At 37.5% G+C, this 17,513-nt stretch carries 15 protein-coding genes; 7 read left to right on the top strand and 8 right to left on the bottom strand.

The window, feature by feature from the left end; genetic code table 11:
* Positions 1-65 precede the first annotated feature (65 nt).
* Positions 66-1,175, top strand: a complete 1,110-nt coding sequence (locus tag Q0X77_RS06765) for a DUF2911 domain-containing protein (RefSeq protein WP_297794963.1) — start codon at positions 66-68, stop codon at positions 1,173-1,175.
* Between the two features lie 48 nt (positions 1,176-1,223).
* Here Q0X77_RS06765 and recG read toward each other — a convergent pair whose 3' ends face one another.
* On the bottom strand, positions 1,224-3,329 hold the full coding sequence (gene recG, locus Q0X77_RS06760; protein WP_297794960.1) for an ATP-dependent DNA helicase RecG: 2,106 nt from the start codon (positions 3,327-3,329) through the stop codon (positions 1,224-1,226).
* Positions 3,330-3,410: 81 nt separating this feature from the next.
* Here recG and Q0X77_RS06755 point away from each other — a divergent pair, with 81 nt between their 5' ends.
* Together Q0X77_RS06755 and Q0X77_RS06750 are read left to right on the top strand one after the other, a co-directional pair.
* Positions 3,411-5,501 (top strand): M1 family metallopeptidase, encoded by a 2,091-nt coding sequence (locus Q0X77_RS06755; RefSeq protein WP_297794957.1) that lies wholly within the window; start codon positions 3,411-3,413, stop codon positions 5,499-5,501.
* Positions 5,498-6,406 (top strand): patatin-like phospholipase family protein, encoded by a 909-nt coding sequence (locus tag Q0X77_RS06750; protein WP_297794955.1) that lies wholly within the window; start codon positions 5,498-5,500, stop codon positions 6,404-6,406. The genes Q0X77_RS06755 and Q0X77_RS06750 overlap by 4 nt, the downstream gene beginning before the upstream one ends.
* An 18-nt stretch (positions 6,407-6,424) precedes the next feature.
* On the opposite strand, the gene Q0X77_RS06745 is transcribed toward Q0X77_RS06750, so the two are convergent.
* From Q0X77_RS06745 to Q0X77_RS06730, 4 genes are all read right to left on the bottom strand, one after another.
* A complete protein-coding gene (locus Q0X77_RS06745; protein WP_297794951.1) occupies positions 6,425-6,943 on the bottom strand; it encodes a hypothetical protein in 519 nt (172 codons plus the stop codon).
* 113 nt (positions 6,944-7,056) lie between these two features.
* Positions 7,057-7,836 carry a hypothetical protein gene (locus Q0X77_RS06740; RefSeq protein WP_297794948.1) on the bottom strand — a complete coding sequence of 260 codons (780 nt, stop codon included), beginning with the start codon at positions 7,834-7,836 and terminating at the stop codon, positions 7,057-7,059.
* A 138-nt stretch (positions 7,837-7,974) separates the two neighbouring features.
* On the bottom strand, positions 7,975-9,249 hold the full coding sequence (locus Q0X77_RS06735; protein ID WP_297794945.1) for an amidohydrolase: 1,275 nt from the start codon (positions 9,247-9,249) through the stop codon (positions 7,975-7,977).
* 10 nt (positions 9,250-9,259) lie between these two features.
* Positions 9,260-9,805, bottom strand: coding sequence for a DsrE family protein (locus Q0X77_RS06730; RefSeq protein WP_297794943.1), 546 nt, complete (start codon positions 9,803-9,805; stop codon positions 9,260-9,262).
* Between the two features lie 128 nt (positions 9,806-9,933).
* Here Q0X77_RS06730 and Q0X77_RS06725 point away from each other — a divergent pair, with 128 nt between their 5' ends.
* The 3 genes from Q0X77_RS06725 to Q0X77_RS06715 all read left to right on the top strand — a co-directional run bounded on the left by Q0X77_RS06725 (position 9,934) and on the right by Q0X77_RS06715 (position 14,015).
* Complete coding sequence (locus tag Q0X77_RS06725; protein ID WP_297794940.1) at positions 9,934-12,261, top strand: ATP-dependent helicase; 2,328 nt, start codon at positions 9,934-9,936, stop codon at positions 12,259-12,261.
* Between the two features lie 108 nt (positions 12,262-12,369).
* Complete coding sequence (locus Q0X77_RS06720; protein WP_297794937.1) at positions 12,370-13,245, top strand: glycoside hydrolase family 16 protein; 876 nt, start codon at positions 12,370-12,372, stop codon at positions 13,243-13,245.
* 149 nt (positions 13,246-13,394) lie between these two features.
* Positions 13,395-14,015 carry an L-threonylcarbamoyladenylate synthase gene (locus Q0X77_RS06715; RefSeq protein WP_297794933.1) on the top strand — a complete coding sequence of 207 codons (621 nt, stop codon included), beginning with the start codon at positions 13,395-13,397 and terminating at the stop codon, positions 14,013-14,015.
* A 50-nt stretch (positions 14,016-14,065) separates the two neighbouring features.
* On the opposite strand, the gene Q0X77_RS06710 is transcribed toward Q0X77_RS06715, so the two are convergent.
* The 3 genes from Q0X77_RS06710 to Q0X77_RS06700 all read right to left on the bottom strand — a co-directional run bounded on the left by Q0X77_RS06710 (position 14,066) and on the right by Q0X77_RS06700 (position 16,477).
* Entirely contained in the window at positions 14,066-14,917 is an 852-nt protein-coding gene (locus Q0X77_RS06710; RefSeq protein WP_297794930.1) for an OmpA family protein, read from the bottom strand.
* A gap of 99 nt (positions 14,918-15,016) precedes the next feature.
* On the bottom strand, positions 15,017-16,018 hold the full coding sequence (locus tag Q0X77_RS06705) for a glycosyltransferase family 2 protein (protein ID WP_297794926.1): 1,002 nt from the start codon (positions 16,016-16,018) through the stop codon (positions 15,017-15,019).
* A gap of 12 nt (positions 16,019-16,030) precedes the next feature.
* Complete coding sequence (locus Q0X77_RS06700) at positions 16,031-16,477, bottom strand: type I restriction enzyme HsdR N-terminal domain-containing protein (protein ID WP_297794923.1); 447 nt, start codon at positions 16,475-16,477, stop codon at positions 16,031-16,033.
* Positions 16,478-16,503: 26 nt separating this feature from the next.
* On the opposite strand from Q0X77_RS06700, the gene holA reads away from it, so the two are divergent.
* Entirely contained in the window at positions 16,504-17,508 is a 1,005-nt protein-coding gene (gene holA, locus Q0X77_RS06695) for a DNA polymerase III subunit delta (protein ID WP_297794920.1), read from the top strand.
* Positions 17,509-17,513 lie beyond the last annotated feature (5 nt).

Raw genomic sequence — 17,513 nt, 5'->3', positions numbered from 1 at the left:
AGTTAGGCCTATTCATATCTTTATAGATACCTAACAGTTTAATTAACAACTAAAGAAACAATCTGATGAAAAGAAATTACAAAATAGGCTCTTTATTTTGCCTGGTCTTACTAATGTTTTACGGAACTAATGGTATTTCTCAGCTAGATTTACCAAGGGGTAGCCAGATGGCTACGGTGTCACAACGTATTGGAATAACAGATATCTCAATTGTGTATTCCAGGCCGGCAGTAAAAGAACGTGAAATTTGGGGAAAATTGGTACCCTACGGGATGAACAATCTGGGTTTTGGAACAGCAAAAGAATCCCCATGGAGAGCCGGTGCCAATGAAAATACAATTATCAAATTTACCGATGATGTTAAAATTGAAGGCAAGCCTTTAAGTGCCGGCAAATACGGTCTGCATATGATTGTGAATGAGAACAATACGGCCACTATTATTTTTTCCAATAACTACGAGGCTTGGGGGAGCTACTTTTATGAGCCCTCTGAAGATGCCCTCAGGGTTGATGTTGATACGAAAGATCGCTCGCATATGGAAGAATTGACCTATCTTTTTACAGAAGCCAAAAAAAATTCTGTGGTGGCATCCCTTAATTGGGAAAAGAAACAAATTCCATTTAGTATCGAAGTTGATGTAACTGATATTGTTTTGGCAGATATAAGGCATAAACTACAAAATTTCCCGGGTTTTAGTCGTCAGACCTGGGAACAAGCCGCTAACTTTTCATTGAATAATGGAGGAGATCTTGATGAGGCACTTGGCTGGATAAATGCTGCCATTGAAGGGCAGTTTTTTAGTCAAAAAAACTTTAATAATCTGAGCGTTAAATCAAGAATTCTTACTAATCAGGGAAAAACAGCAGAAGCAGAGGCTGTTATGGATGAAGCATTGGGTCTTGCCACAATTCTTGAGGTTCATGGATATGGCAGGCAATTAATTGCCCAGGGTAAGAAGGAAAAAGCCTTAGAAGTCTTTAAGATGAATGCAAAAAAACACAAAGGACTTTGGCCTGTTGATTATGGCATGGCCAGGGGCTATTCCGCAATGGGACAATATAAATCGGCGCTCAAGCATTTGAAAATAGCTGCGAACAGGGCACCGGATAAAATAAATAAAGATGCCATTGCTGCAAATATTATTAAGCTTGAAAACGGAACAGATATTAATTAAACCGTTTATTTATACTAAGAAAATTAAGGGCCGGGTTTAACCCGGCTCTTAGCTTATATAATTCCAGATATTCTTATGTTTCATCAACTGGGCATAAGCAAATTGAATTGCTCTGTTTTCTTCTGCCTCTAATTTGGGATCTTTATTAAGGATCTTAATGGCATAATATCTTGCAGTTTTTAAGATATCGTTATCCTTTACAATATCTGCAATTTTGAGGTTTAAAATACCACTTTGCTGGGTCCCCATCAAATCTCCGGGCCCCCGGAGTTTAAGGTCTACCTCGGCAATTTCAAACCCATCACTGGTGCGGGTCATGGTTTCCAGTCTTGTTTTGGCATCTGCAGATAACTTTTGACCGGTCATCAGGATACAATAGCTCTGCTCTGCTCCGCGGCCTACACGACCCCTTAATTGATGCAGCTGGGAAAGCCCGAAGCGTTCTGAGCTCTCAATAATCATCACTGATGCATTGGGGATGTTTACACCTACCTCAATAACTGTTGTGGCAACCATTATTTGTGTTTCACCTTTGACAAAACGTTCCATTTCATAATCTTTATCCTGTGCCTTCATCTTCCCATGAACAATTGAAATCTGGTATTCGGGTAATGGAAAATCTCTCGATATACTCTCGTATCCATCCATTAAATCCTTGTAATCAAGGGCTTCGGACTCTTGAATTAGTGGATAGACGATATAAACCTGTCGACCTTTTTTTATTTCCTCCCGTAAAAATTGAAACACTTTTAATCGGTTTTTGTCAAATCTGTGAACTGTTTTCACTGCTTTTCTACCCGGGGGGAGTTCATCAATCACAGAGATATCAAGATCACCGTATAGACTCATGGCTAAAGTTCTTGGTATAGGTGTAGCTGTCATCACCAAAATGTGCGGCGGTGTTTCATTCTTATGCCATAATTTGGATCTCTGAGCAACACCAAACCTATGCTGTTCATCAACAATTGCCAGCCCAAGGTTTTTAAATTTTACTTTGTCTTCTAAAACAGCATGCGTACCGATAAGTAGATGGAGTGATCCATCTTCCAACTGTTCATGGATGACTTTTCTTTGCGCCTTTTTTACAGATCCGGTCAGTAAAGCTACTTTTACGTCAAGATCACCCAATAAGTCACAAATTCCTTTGTAGTGCTGGTTTGCCAATATTTCAGTAGGAGCTACCAAACAGGCCTGAAAACCGTTATCCAGCGCTAACAGGATGGTCATTAATGCTACTACGGTCTTACCTGAACCTACATCCCCCTGTAACAATCTATTCATTTGAGCCTTGCTTCCCAGATCCGCACGAATTTCTTTAATAACTTTCTTTTGAGCCCCGGTTAATTGGAATGGAAGATGATCTTTATAAAACCCGTTAAAAAGAGAGCCGACTTCTTCAAAAGGGAAGCCCTTTATTTTTTGCTTACGAATTAATTTCTTAGAAATTAGTTGTAATTGAATGTAAAATAATTCTTCAAATTTCAGGCGGAATTGTGCCCTGGACAGATGTTTGAGATCCCTTGGGAAGTGTATATTGAACATGGCTTCAGTTTTAGACATAAGCTTTAATTCATTGAGTATGGTAGGGGAGAGGGTCTCTTTGAATTGGCCTTTTGTTTCCAAAAATAACTGCTGAATTAACTTACTGATAACCCTATTGGTAATCCCCCTGGCACTCAATTTTTCGGTTGATGGATATATTGGCTGCAAAGCAACCTTTATCCCTTTCTCATGCACCGACAGTAATTCCATTTCGGGATGTGGCATAGAGAATTTACCACTAAACCAATTGGTTCTTCCAAAAATCACATAAGGAACATTCAATTTAATATTTTCCCGAATCCACTTTTGACCCCGAAACCAAACAAGTTCCATTTCACCGGTATCATCTTTAAATAATGCTACTAACCGGGTTCCCTTTTTTTGCTCTACCGTTTTTAAGTGTACAATTCTGCCTATTAGTTGCACATCGGCATTTCCTCTTTGTAATTCGCTGATCTTATAATATCTTGTTTTATCAATATATCTGTTGGGAAACAGATTAATCAGGCCCTGGTATGTTGTAATCCCCAGTTCAGCTTGAAGTATTTCTGCCCTATTTGGACCTACACCTTTCAAATAAGTAACAGGAGTCTGAAGATAATTAGCATTCATAGAACGAAAATAATGGTTAGAGGATACAACTGCAATACCGCAAAATGCTAATTTTGGTCTGACATTTGTACATTATCCAATATGAAGCTGACCTTTTCCCTCTTATTCCTTATTTTCTCCGGATTAATTTTTGGTCAACCACAACCTGCAATAGATTTCTTAGTAGGAGAAATAGAGCTGCAAATAGAACCAATTACCCAAAAAATAGAAGGTAAGGTAACTTACCTGTTCGAAGTCAATCAAAAGACTGATTCTGTTTTTCTGGATGCTAAAAATATGAATTTTACCTCCGTTTTATTGAATGGTAAAAAGGTTCGCTATAATGAGAATAAAGAGAAAATTACTTTTTATAAAAAACTCAAGGCAGGCAGAAGGTATGACTTAACATTGCTATATACTACAATTCCAAAGCAAACTGTTTATTTCCTGGGATGGCAGGATTCTGAGGCTGTTAACAAACAAATTTGGACTCAGGGACAAGGAAAATATACCAGTCACTGGTTACCTAGTTTTGATGACATGACCGAGAAAGTTGAATTTGATCTCAGTATCATATTCGATGAAGATTATGATGTAATTGCTAATGGCATATTAAAGAAAACGGAACTAAAAGACGGCTACCGAACCTGGGTTTTTGATATGAAAAAACCAATGAGCAGCTATCTGCTGGCCTTTGCAATTGGGCAATATGAATCTAAGAATTCTAAAAGCAACTCAGGTATTCCTTTAGAACTCTATTATTATCCCAAAGACAGCTTAAACGTAGAACCAACGTATAGGTATACCGGGCAAATATTTAATTTTCTTAATGATGAAATAGGGATTGACTATCCATGGCAGAATTACAAGCAGATTCCTGTACGCGACTTCTTATACGCCGGAATGGAGAATACGGGGACCACTTTATTTTCAGATGGTTTTGTCATTGATAGTATTGCTTTTGAGGATAAGAATTACGTTAATGTGAATGCCCATGAAATGGCACACCAATGGTTTGGAAACCTGGTAACGGAAAGAGATGGGAATCATCATTGGCTACATGAAGGATTTGCAACATTCTATGCCCTGCTTGCCGAGAAAGAACTGTTTGGGGAGGACTATTTTTATTGGAAACTTTACAAATCCGCAAGACAATTACAAAAACTCGCGCAGCAGGGAAAAGCTGAGGCTTTAACGGATCCTTTGGCAAGTAGTCTGACCTTTTATGAAAAGGGGGCATGGGCACTTTATGCCCTTCGAACTACTATAGGAGACAGTGCATTTAGGAAGGGCGTTCAGGCTTATTTGAATAAATTTAAGTATTCTAATGCCACCATATCTGATTTCATCAAAGAGGTGCAGCGTTTTACAGATTCGGATCTTAAGGAATTTGGGCAAACCTGGCTACAGGACAGGAATTTCCCCTATGAAGAAGTGAAGAAAATACTCAGCACATCTTCTGTGGATATAAAAACATATCTTGATCTACAACAGGAGCTGTCAACCAGTAGTATGAGTAATGAAGAAATAATCAAAAGAGTCTGGATGAAGACGACATCAACCAGATTAAAAGAAAATATCATTTTAGATTACCGCAAGTCATTGTCAGATAGCTTTATAAAAGAAGCCTTCAATAGTAAAGACCTGAAAATAAGACAGGCTTTGTGTATTACGACGGATAGAATTCCTGTAATACTAAAAGAAGCTTTTGAATCCTTATTGGAAGATAAGAGCTATATTACAGTTGAAAATGCGCTTTATCGATTGTGGATTTCATTCCCTGACGATAGGATAGGTTATTTGGATAAGACTAAAGGAATTGTTGGTTTACCCAATAAGAATGTACGGTTGGTATGGTTATTATTGGCTGTACTAACAAAAGACTACCTGAATGATGAGCAAAAGGAAAGTTATACCGAAGAATTATTCGGTTATACCTCACCTGAATATTCGTTTGAAGTTCGGCAGAATGCCTTTTCTTTATTGTCGGAGGTTTTTCCTCTTACAGACCAGAATATTGCAGATTTGCTAAATGCGGCCGTTCATCATTCCTGGCAATTCAGAAATTATGCAAGAAAATTACTGGAAACTCTGCTAAAAGATGAGAGCGAAAAAGAACGTATTATTGAATTGTCAAAAAAACTAAAGGGTAAAGAGTTGCGTTATATAAAAAGTAAATTAGAAGTTGAATGAGAGCCTTAGTTATATCCGGGGGAGGAAGTAAAGGAGCTTTTGCAGGAGGTGTTGCTCAATACCTTATGCAGGGATTAAATCACAATTACGACTTGTTTTTAGGTACTTCTACGGGAAGCTTGTTAATTTCACATCTGGCCCTTCAGAAAATTCAGAAAATAAAGGATGTCTATACTTCCGTTGATCAGGACAGTATTTTTAGTAATTGTCCATTTGTTATCCAGAAAAAATATGGTGTTGCCAATATTGGGATAAACCACTGGAATGTCCTCAAAAACTTTTATAATGGAAGCAAGACTTTCGGGGAAAGCCATAACCTTTTGGAACTTATCAAAAACACCATCACCCCGGAAGAGTTTGATATACTAAAATCTGGTCCAAAAGATATTGTGGTAACGACTTCCAACCTCTCTTTAAACACAGTGGAATACAAGTCCATTAAAGATTATGGATATGAGGATTTCTGTGAATGGATTTGGATATCATGTAATTATACACCTTTTATGAGCTTAGTACGAAAAGAGGGGTGTGAATATGCGGATGGAGGGCTTGGGAGTATGGTGCCAATAGAAGAGGCTATTCTAAGGGGTGCCACAGAGGTAGATGCCATTATTTTACATACCGAAGTGACGCATTTTAACAGGATGCCCTCCAAAAATGCATTTTCATTATTGACAAGCATGTTTGGATTTATGTTAGACCGGATTGAGCGCCAGAATATCAGAATAGGAAAATTCGTAGCTAATAATCACGATGCAATCATAAATTTTTATTACACCCCCACTGTATTGACTACAAATTCATTAATCTTCGACAGAGAGAAAATGACGGACTGGTGGGAGAAAGGTTATGAGTTTGCTAAAACTAAGAATGTAGAATTAAGTTCTTTAGAACCCGAACAATAAGATTTACCTTTATTGAAATTACCAGAGCTCACCTATTTCCTTCTTTACGTAAGCAAGCGCTGTAGCCGAAGGTGATTGTTTATCCATAGTTGCATTTAGAATATCTTCACGCAGTTTATCAGCAGAGTCAGTTTGGCTTATTCCTGCTTTTCTTATAGATTGGATAGTGGCATTTTTGGCTGCTTTGATAATATTCCAGCATTCATCGCTCATATAGATTTGTTGTGATAAATTATGATCAAACTCGTTTTCAATACTGCGAATCAATAATTGTTCATAAGCATTTTTATCGGCAGATTTAGGCGCCACACGTACTACCAGGCTTGGAATTGAAATTCGCTCTAAAAATAGCGCCATACGCTCATATGCCTGTAATCGTATAGGCATGGCATTTTTTTGCGAATCCTTATGAAGTAAATATCTTCTTCGACCTTCTTCGTTTCTGGTATGTAATCTAAAGAAATAAAAAGCTATAGCTCCGGTTACTACAGCCGGTAATAAATATGCAAATAGTTGAAAAATTCCGTCCCCACTCATGTGTTTGTTATTTAGTTTGGTTATTGAATGTACAACGAAGGTTTATTGAAAAAATTATGAAACCAAAATATCAGTGGTCAAACAAAATAAAATCCCCAGCTAATTTTGGAGGTTCAATTTTTGTTCTTCATATTTTCTCTGACATCCCCGTAGAATGCACTAAAGTCCGGATTTATCTTTATATGAACAGTATTGGAAGGATCTGTCTCCCTAATAGTAACTATTCTTTCAGCTGCTATACCGTTATCGGAGGACATAAAATTTGCCAAAACAGTTGCATCCTGAAATACCTTGCTCCATTCAGAAGTTTCATTTGTATGATTTTCTATGGTTAGTTGGGTATCCGGGTTGGTTTTGAGAACTATCGCCATTTTGCTTAAAATGGTTTTTGCTTCCTCTTTTAAATCTGGACCACCGGTACCAGCTGTAAACAGGTCGGTATGCGCCATTAAAACGGCAACCGACCCTCCTTCAAGAGTTATTTTGACATTTTCACCCAATGTTCTTTTAAAATCGTTTAGTACAAGAAACGAAATAGAGTCATTGCTGGTTAGTTGGTCATTAATGAATTTTAATTCCTTTTCTTTCTGTCTCAGACTTTTCATTACACCACCTAGTTTATCCAGACTCTGATTGGCTTGTCCTGTAAAAGCATTAAGATTTTTTAATAAAGCAGCATTGTTTTCTTCCAAACCAGCAACCTGGCTTTCAAAGGATTCTGCCTGGGCTTGAGCAATTTTTTCATTTTTACGAGATTCCGTTAATTCCAGTTCTGTAGTCGCCAATTTGGATTTCAGTTCTTCAATTTCATTGATAAGATCTTTTTTTTTCTGGGAAAACAAAAAATTTCCAGATAGGGTAAGTACAAGAAGACAGAATGTAATTTTATTCATGATGATTTATTTAGAAACGCTTAACTATTTGCGCTAAATTTATTTAGGCAAAAATAAGGTATTTAGATGTTCAGTTGACCTACATATAACAATTAATCGTTTCCAGGCCGGAGTTGCAAACGAAAAAAGAATAAATGATTAGCGATTTAAAAAGTCCAGGCTCATTTCTGTAAGTGTTTCCACCCCGAGGAGCAAACCACTATCATCAATCTTAAAATCAGGGGTATGGTGCGGGAAAGACTCCGTATTTCCCGGTGTCATCCCACCTAAAAAAAAGTAAAAACCAGGTACTTTCTCCTGAAAATAAGAAAAATCCTCTGCACCGGTTACAGCATTTTGAGTTTGAATATTTTCTTGCCCAGCTACCCTTCGCATGGTTGGCAACATTTGATCAACGAGTTCGGGATCATTATAAGTTATAGCCGTAGTCGCAGTAATCTCAACAGATGCATCACCCCCATAGGCTTTGGCTATAGTGGGAACCATTTCCTTCATCCTCTGACTAATCATTTCTTGCATATCATAATCCAATGTCCTGATTGTACCGATCATTTCAGCGCTTTCAGGAATAATATTAAATCTGACACCACTTGTAATTTTACCTACAGTAATGACTGCAGCTTCCTTCGTAAGCTCAGATTCTCTGCTAATTATGGTTTGTAATCCATCTATTATTTTCGCACTAATAAGAATCGGATCTACACCGGACCAGGGTTGTGAGCCATGTGATTGTTTTCCTTTCACGGTGATAACAAATCGTTGTGCTGCTGCCATGGTACCTCCGGATTTATAGCGAATAACACCAACAGGGGTTTGAGAATTTATATGTAATCCGAAAATTGCGTCTACATCCGGATTTTTTAACACTCCTTCTTTAACCATGAGCAGTGCGCCGCCTTCTTCCCCGGGAGGTGGTCCTTCTTCTGCGGGTTGAAATATAAATTTTACCGTACCTTTTATTTTATCCTTGTTTTTAGACAGCACTTCTGCAACACCCATTAAAATTGCCGTATGTGTATCATGGCCACAGGCGTGCATAACACCTACCTTTTCTCCAAGAAATTCAGAAGTAACCTTAGACCTGAATTCGAGATCATTTCGTTCAGTTACCGGTAAAGCATCAATATCTGCCCTTAGTGCTACCACTTTTCCCGGTTGTTTGCCCTTTAGAACACCTACCACTCCAGTATGAGCCACTCCGGTTTGAACCTCCATTCCTAATGACTTTAAATGTGCGGCTATTTTTTCCGCCGTCTTAAATTCCCTATTGGATAATTCAGGATTTTGATGAATATCTCTCCTCCATTCAATGACCTTATTTTCTATAAGCTCATAATCATTAGTTAGGTTCAGCTCTTGCGCCATAGTCATGCTTCCGAAAAGAATTGCTGTTACCAATATTAATTTTTTCATAGGTTCTGTTTTAAAATTTAATTAGTTGATATCCGTCATCCTGTAGTCCAATTAAGGCAGTCATAGCAGAAAGAGATAACTTAACACCTGTTATTGTTTCGGTAATTGGCATATTTCGGGACAATGAGGATTGTCCGCAAAAGATAATCTCGACGTCGGCCTTAATAAGTTTTTCTATTAATTCCAGGTTGGGGTTATTTGTTTTAAACCGGCTTTTATATGCCGAATTTAGTAGTAAGTCCTTGGACGCCATGTTATGAACCACCAGTGCAACTTTCAGATTACTAACCGGTACACCGCTCTGGGCGTGCATATTTAAAAAACGCGCTGCAGTTTCAATGCTTTTATTCAGCTCATCTGGTTCATCAGCAGAATTCATTATATCAAAAACAACCTTGTATTCCTTGTTAATATCTGTAATAAAATCAACGTTTTCAATAGTCCAGACTTCGCCAAACCCCATTATTACCGGACCAGATTCTTTTGATTGTGAATGCGAAAAAGTAAATCCTAAAAGAAGAAATAAGGAGAAGAAAAGTAATTCATATTTAGTCATATGGTTCAATAAAGGTTCTAAATATATTCAAATTGAAGCTAATACGAAATCAAAGTTCATAAATAATGGTTTGTAACTTTTTCATGAGGTTAATTATGGCTAAATTCACCCTGTTAAATACCTAAGACTTGAATTCATTTTTGGATGATTTAAATGACGCGCAAAAAGGACCTGTTTTACACAAGGAAGGGCCCCTAATGGTGATTGCAGGAGCAGGCTCCGGTAAAACCAGGGTTTTAACTTACAGGATTGCTCATTTAATGAATCAAGGTGTTGATCCATTTAATATTCTGGCACTTACTTTCACGAATAAAGCTGCACGGGAAATGAAAAAGAGGATCGCTGATATTGTGGGAGGTTCAGAAGCAAAGAACCTTTGGATGGGGACATTCCATTCCGTTTTTGCACGTTTATTGCGCTTTGATGGTGATAAGTTGGGGTATCCCAGTAATTATACCATTTATGACACCCAGGATTCGCAACGGCTAATTTCTTCCATTATTAAGGAGATGGGTTTGGATAAGGACATTTATAAATACAAGCAAATTCAGAACCGCATTTCATCCTATAAAAATAGCTTAATTACCGTAAAGGCCTATTTTCAAAATCCTGAATTAATGGAGGCTGATGCCATGTCTAAAAGACCAAGGTTGGGAGATATTTATCAGAATTATGTAGACCGGTGTTTTAAAGCGGGTGCCATGGATTTTGATGATTTACTTCTGCGCACTAACGAATTATTAAGTCGTTTTCCTGAGGTATTGATGAAATATCAGGAAAGGTTCCGATATATCCTTGTTGATGAGTATCAGGATACCAATCACTCTCAATATCTCATTGTAAAAGCATTGGCAGACCGGTTTCAGAATATTTGTGTAGTTGGTGATGACGCTCAAAGCATTTATTCTTTCAGAGGCGCTAATATTACCAATATTTTGAATTTCCAACGCGACTATGACGATGTTGCGGTATACAGGTTAGAACAAAATTATCGCTCTACCAAGAATATTGTTAATGCCGCTAATTCCATAATTGCTAAGAATAAAAATCAATTGGAAAAAGTTGTCTGGACGGCCAATGATGAAGGCACGAGAATAAAGCTTCACAGAAGTCCAACGGATGCTGAGGAAGGCAGATATGTAGCCGGCTCAATATTTGAAAACAAGATGCAACATCAGCGATCAAATATGGATTTTGCTGTTTTGTATCGTACAAATTCGCAATCTCGCGCTATAGAAGATGCTTTAAGAAAAAGAGACATCCCTTATAGAATTTATGGTGGCCTTTCTTTTTATCAGCGAAAAGAGATCAAGGATTTGTTGTCTTATTTGAGATTGATAATTAATCCAAAGGATGAGGAGGCATTAAAAAGAGTAATAAACTTTCCTACTCGGGGTATAGGTCAGACTACGGTAGATAAGCTTACAGTTGCTGCAAATCATTACTCAAGGTCAATCTTTGAGGTAATGGAAAATTTGGACAGAATAGATTTAAAGATAAATGCCGGAACTAAAAGAAAACTGGAAGATTTTGTAACTATGATCAAGAGTTTTCAGATAATGAATGCCAATGCCGATGCATTTACACTAGCCGAACACGTCGCTAAAAAAACGGGAATTTTATTAGAGTTTAAGAAAGATGGCACTCCGGAGGGAATTGCGCGAATGGAGAACATAGAAGAATTACTGAATGGTATTAAGGATTTTGTGGAAGGGCAAAAAGAACTGGCAGACGCCAAGGGTGATCTCACTGAATTTCTTGAAGATGTTGCTCTGGCGACTGATCTGGATAAGGACACAGGCGACCATGACCGTGTGGCACTAATGACCATACACCTGGCGAAGGGCCTGGAATTCCCTTTTGTTTACATCGTTGGGATGGAGGAAGATCTTTTTCCGTCGGCAATGAGCATGAACACACGAAGTGAACTGGAGGAGGAACGTAGACTTTTTTATGTTGCATTAACCCGTGCCGAAGAACAGGCTTATCTCACCTATACGCAAAACAGATATCGCTGGGGTAAATTAATTGATGCTGAACCCAGCCGTTTTATTGAAGAGGTAGAGGAGAAGTATATTGAGAACCTGACCCCCGTGGATACCTATCGATTTAAACCCTTGGTAAACACGGATATTTTTGGCGAAGTTGATAAGTCTAAATTAAGGCAGGTTAAACCTGAGAATGGAACACCCCCAATACTTGGAAGACCCAATAAAGATCAATTGAGAAAACTTCGCAGGCTTAAACCTGAATTGGCAAACCCAATTGGCAACACCAATAAAATAGATCCGAATTTAACTGAAGGAGCATTGGTAAATCATACTCGTTTTGGACGTGGCAAGGTATTGCGTATTGAAGGGGCAGGCAATGATAAAAAGGCGGAAATTCAATTTGAAAAGGGAGATATAAAGAAATTACTTCTTCGATTTGCTAAATTGGAAATCCTTAGTACCTGATGGGTACATAACCCAAATGACAGACTAGTTATTTTTTTTATTTTTACATGCTGTTTGAATGTGAAATTTTCGTGTTAGTTTAACCTGTAGTTACAATAAGTTCCAATTATGAATAAAAGTCTCATTTTTTTATGTTCAGCATTCCTATTGGGCTGCTCGTCCAGTAGTCCACAGGAAGATATACAGAGCGATCCGCCGGAATCATCGGATACGAGTGGTCTGCCAGATGTTAATGCTGCGGATTATTGGGATAATGCTACTCTTGTTTGGCAAGATGAATTTGATGGGAATACCCTGTCTGAAGAAAACTGGGTTTTTGAAACGGGAGACCATGGCTGGGGAAATAATGAAAGGCAAAACTATGTGGCAAACGAAAATGTTGAAGTAAGTGACGGGACTTTAAAAATAATAGCAAAAAGAATACAAATTGCACCGGGGACTTTTGAGTACACCTCTTCAAGGTTAAACAGTACTACAGATTTCATTTATGGAAGGATGGAGATCAGGGCAAAAATTCCTGAACATAAAGGCGATGGCCTTTGGCCCGCTTTGTGGATGCTTGGTAGTAACATAAATACAGTAGGCTGGCCCGCTTGTGGTGAAATTGATATCATGGAATATGTAAGTTTTGAACCCAATCAGACGCATTTTTCTATTCATAGCACCGCCAATAATCACAGGAATGGGACTCAAATTACTTCAGGTCCCGTTGCTCTTGAATCCATAGAAGAAGAATTTCATAATTACGGAATTTTATGGACCAACAAATACATAAAATTTTATTTGGACGACATCGATAATATACAGTTGACATTTCCAAAACCGGCTATTACCAATGCTGAAAACTGGCCGTTTTCAGGAAGTTTTTATTTCCTAATGAACATTGCCGTCGGTGGAGACTGGGGAGGAATAGAAGGAATTGATGACGAAATATTCCCAGCGGTCATGGAGGTTGATTATGTAAGGGTTTATCAGGTTAAATAGTATACAAAACCTAACTATATAGGGCCCCTGGAAAATTCGGTTAAAGAATATTAACAGATAATACTTGTAGTTCTTAATTGCGATCTGGCAGAACATAAAATTGCTTTGGTCTCATCTACCTGAGATCGCTACTTATATTTAATTACTAAATGGCTGAATTTATTAAGATATACGAAGAAAACCCTAACCCAAAGGCAATAAGCAAGGTGGTTTCTGTTTTGAAGAAGGGGGGGTTAATCATATATCCCACAGATACTGTTTATGGCCTGGGTTGTGATATTACCAATACCAAGGCCTTGGAAAAGATAGCGCGCATAAAAGGAATAAAACTACAGAAGGCTTATTGGTCATTTGTGTGTGCAGATCTCAGCAATCTTTCTGACTATGTCAGACAATTGGACAGTCCGACTTTTAAAATACTCAAGCGAGCTCTTCCCGGCCCTTATACCTTTGTATTGCCCGGAAGTAGCAGATTACCCAGGGATTTTAAAAAAAGAAAAACGGTAGGGATCCGAATTCCGGACAATAATATTGCAAGGGCTTTGGTTGAAGCATTAGGGAATCCAATTGTATCAACATCTATTCGGGATGAAGATGAGCTTTTGGAATACACGACAGATCCGGAATTAATTTATGAAAAGTGGCACAACTTAGTAGATATAGTTATAGATGGCGGATACGGAGGTAATATAGGATCTACGGTTATAGACCTTTCTTTGGACGAACCGGAAGTTATTAGGGTGGGTAAAGGAGACCCGGATATTATATAAAAAAAAACCGCGATTATTAATCGCGGTTTTTTTTATGTACTCATTTGAATTTAGTCGTTTATGGCAGGATCTTTCATTCCTTCTTCAATCATACTGTAGAACTGATCAATTTTTGGAAGAACAACAATTCTAGTCCTTCTGTTTTTAGATTTATCAGTCTGAGAAACAGGAATATATTGTGATCTGCCGGCTGCAGTCATTCTTTTAGGATCTACCCCGTAATCATTTTGTAATATACGAACCACGGCTGTAGACCTTTTTACACTTAAATCCCAATTGTCTAATAAGACTCCTTTTCTATAAGGAACATCATCGGTATGTCCTTCTACCATAAACTCAAAATCGGGTTTGTTGTTTACAACCTGTGCAACTTTTCCTAAAATTTCTTTAGCTCTTGCCGTTACGTTATAGCTACCGCTGCTAAATAATAATTTGTCCGAAATTGAAATAAAAACCACACCTTTTTCTACATTGATCTCAATATCCTGGTCATCTAAATTACCAAGAACACCTTTAAGACTTTGAACCAATGCAAGGTTTACAGAATCTCTTCTCGTAATCGCATTTTGTAATTTCCGAATGGTCAAATCTTTCTCCTGAAGACTTTCCAAAGATTTCTCAAGGTTTTCAGCACCCTTGGCAGTTAGGGTGGTTAAATTACCCATGTTATTAATAAGTTCCTGATTATTTGCCTTAAGAAATGCATTTTGATCTTCCAAAGTTTTCAATCTCGCATCTGCCGTTGCCTTTTCTTCAAGGCAGCTATTCAACTTAACCGTGGCAGAATTTAATAAATCCTGGGTTTCTTTTTGCTTAGTTTCTAATTCGGCGTATTTTTTTTGGGATACACATGATGATAGTAGTATCGCCATTCCTAAAAAGCCTACAAAAATTTTTTTCATAATAATGTTTATATAAAATTAATAGTTTGTTTAAATGATGTTCGCACTAATTTCTTGTAAAATTAGAACATTTGAATTCCTTTGATTTCTCTAAATTAGTTAATCTTTTACTAAAATGTTAAAATTCTTTACCTGATCTACGAAATAAGACCACACAATGGATTTTGTAATGTAATACTTTTTGATAAAATTGTTTTTTTCCCTTTTCCTGTAAATCATGCGAAAATTGCGATAATAGCTTAAATGAGCTTTAATAATGGCAAGGCAATGATCTGGTTTAAGTTGAAATATAAATCGAAAAGCCGCAATACCATCAAGTAGAAGACGAAGTAATATTATAGGGAATGCTCTTCTTCGGGGAAGGTTTTTGGTAATGGAATAAAGGGAATTTCTAAAATTCAAAAAGGTTTTTTTCGGATTCATGTTACTAAGTGTAGAGCCACCCAGATGGAAAACATGAGATGCTCCAACGTAAAACACTTTTAATCTTTTATTTTGGGCGCGCCAGCAAAGATCCACTTCTTCCTGATGCGCAAAATATTCTTCATCAAAACCACCAAGGTTTTGAAAAACTTCGCTTCGTATAAACATGCATGCCCCGGTTGCCCAAAAGATTTCTGTAGTTTCGTCATACTGCCCTTCATCCTTTTCAATCGCTTGAAAAATTCTACCCCTGCAAAATGGGTAGCCAAATTGGTCTAAAAAACCACCTGCAGCTCCTGCATATTCAAAATAATCCCGGCGTAATAGATCAAGAATTTTAGGTTGAATTATTGCCGCGTCGGGGTATTTAATAAATGTCTCTTTGATCGGCTTCAACCAATCCTTTGTCACTTCAACATCAGAATTCAAGAGACAAAAAATGTCTGCATCAATTTGCTCTAAAGCGTCGTTATAGCCTTTAGCAAATCCGCCGTTTGAACTATTTTGAATGATGTTTACATTTGGAAAGTTATTTCGGACAAAGGCTACAGAGTCATCTGTTGAAGCATTATCGGCTACATAAATATCTGCGTTCCCCGAATATTTTACTACCAGGGGCAGGTACCGTTCCAGGAGCGCTTCTCCATTCCAATTCAATATGACGATGGCAATTTTCAAAACGGTTGCAAATTAAAGCCTAAAATCAGGAATATGCTTTAAAAAAGAATATTTTTCTTCTTCATAATTCATTATACAATAAAAATGATCTAAACCATTAGTTACCATCAGGTACTCAGCATTCATTTTCAGGTTATAACGTGCAATCTGATCAAATACTAGTTGTGAAATATTAACCTGGGGAGATTTGCACTCAACCAGAATCCTGATACTCCCGTCTGAGTTAAAAACAACAATATCATATCTTTTTCGTAAACCATTAATGGTTAAGGTCTTCTCAACATTAATTAAAGATTCCGGATACTTCTTATCTTTTAATAAATAGTGTATTGTATGCTGGCGTACCCATTCTTCGGGTTGCAGGCTTACAAACTTTTTCCGTATTACATCAAAAATCTGCTGCTTATTTTCGCTACTTTTGATTCTGAAATGATAGCTGGGAAAGTTTAAAGATAGCATGAAACAAATTTGGTAATTTTTTTTGGATGGAAGAAGTAAAGCAGATTGTAAATAACATCCGTAACGGTATTATAAGCCCAATATATTTTTTAATGGGGGATGAACCTTATTTTATTGATAAGATTGCCGAATTCATAGGGGATAGTATCCTTACGGACGAGGAGAAAGGCTTTAATCAAATGGTTTTATATGGAAAAGAAGTCTCCCTTGAACAAGTGTTGGCCAACGCAAAGAGGTATCCAATGATGTCCGAAAGGCAGGTCGTAATTGTGAAGGAGGCACAACATTTGTCCAGAACTATAGAGGGATTATGTTCTTATGCCGAGAATCCACAAACGTCTACCGTGCTGGTTTTCTGTTATAAATACAAAAAATTGGACAAGCGCAAGAAATTACATAAAACACTTCGGAATAACCATCATATTATTTTTGAAAGTAAAAAGCTTTATGATAATCAGGTATCCGATTGGATTAGGCTAACCTTAAAGAATAAGGGATATACAATTTCACATAAAGCCTCTGTACTATTGGTTGAATATCTTGGGACAGACCTGAGCAGGATTAATAATGAATTAGAAAAGTTACAATTAGTACTTCCTAAAAACACGGAAATAACCCCTGATCTAATTGAAAGACATATCGGTATAAGTAAGGACTACAACAATTTTGAATTAAAAAAAGCTATAGGAGAAAGAAATATTGTAAAAGCGACAAGGATTATAAATTATTTCTCGCAGAACCCCAGGGATAATCCATTCGTTGTGACTGTAAGCTTATTACATACTTTTTTTACGCAATTACTGCAGTACCACGGTCTATCTGATCATTCGCCCAAAAATGTGGCTTCAGCCTTAAGAATCAACCCATATTTTGTGGGAGAGTATCAGGTAGCTTCCCGAAATTATCCCATGAAACGGGTAAGCCGTATTATTAGTTATTTGAGGGAAATGGACTTAAAAGGAAAAGGGGTTGGTGCGTACAATAGTACCCAATCTGATCTATTGAAAGAGCTACTGGTCAAGATTATTTAGAACTC

The sequence above is a fragment of the uncultured Eudoraea sp. genome (genome assembly GCF_947258925.1).
Classification (GTDB): Bacteria; Bacteroidota; Bacteroidia; order Flavobacteriales; family Flavobacteriaceae; genus Eudoraea.
Note: the sequence above shows the minus strand (reverse complement) of the source record. Positions and strands in the feature narration are given on the sequence as shown.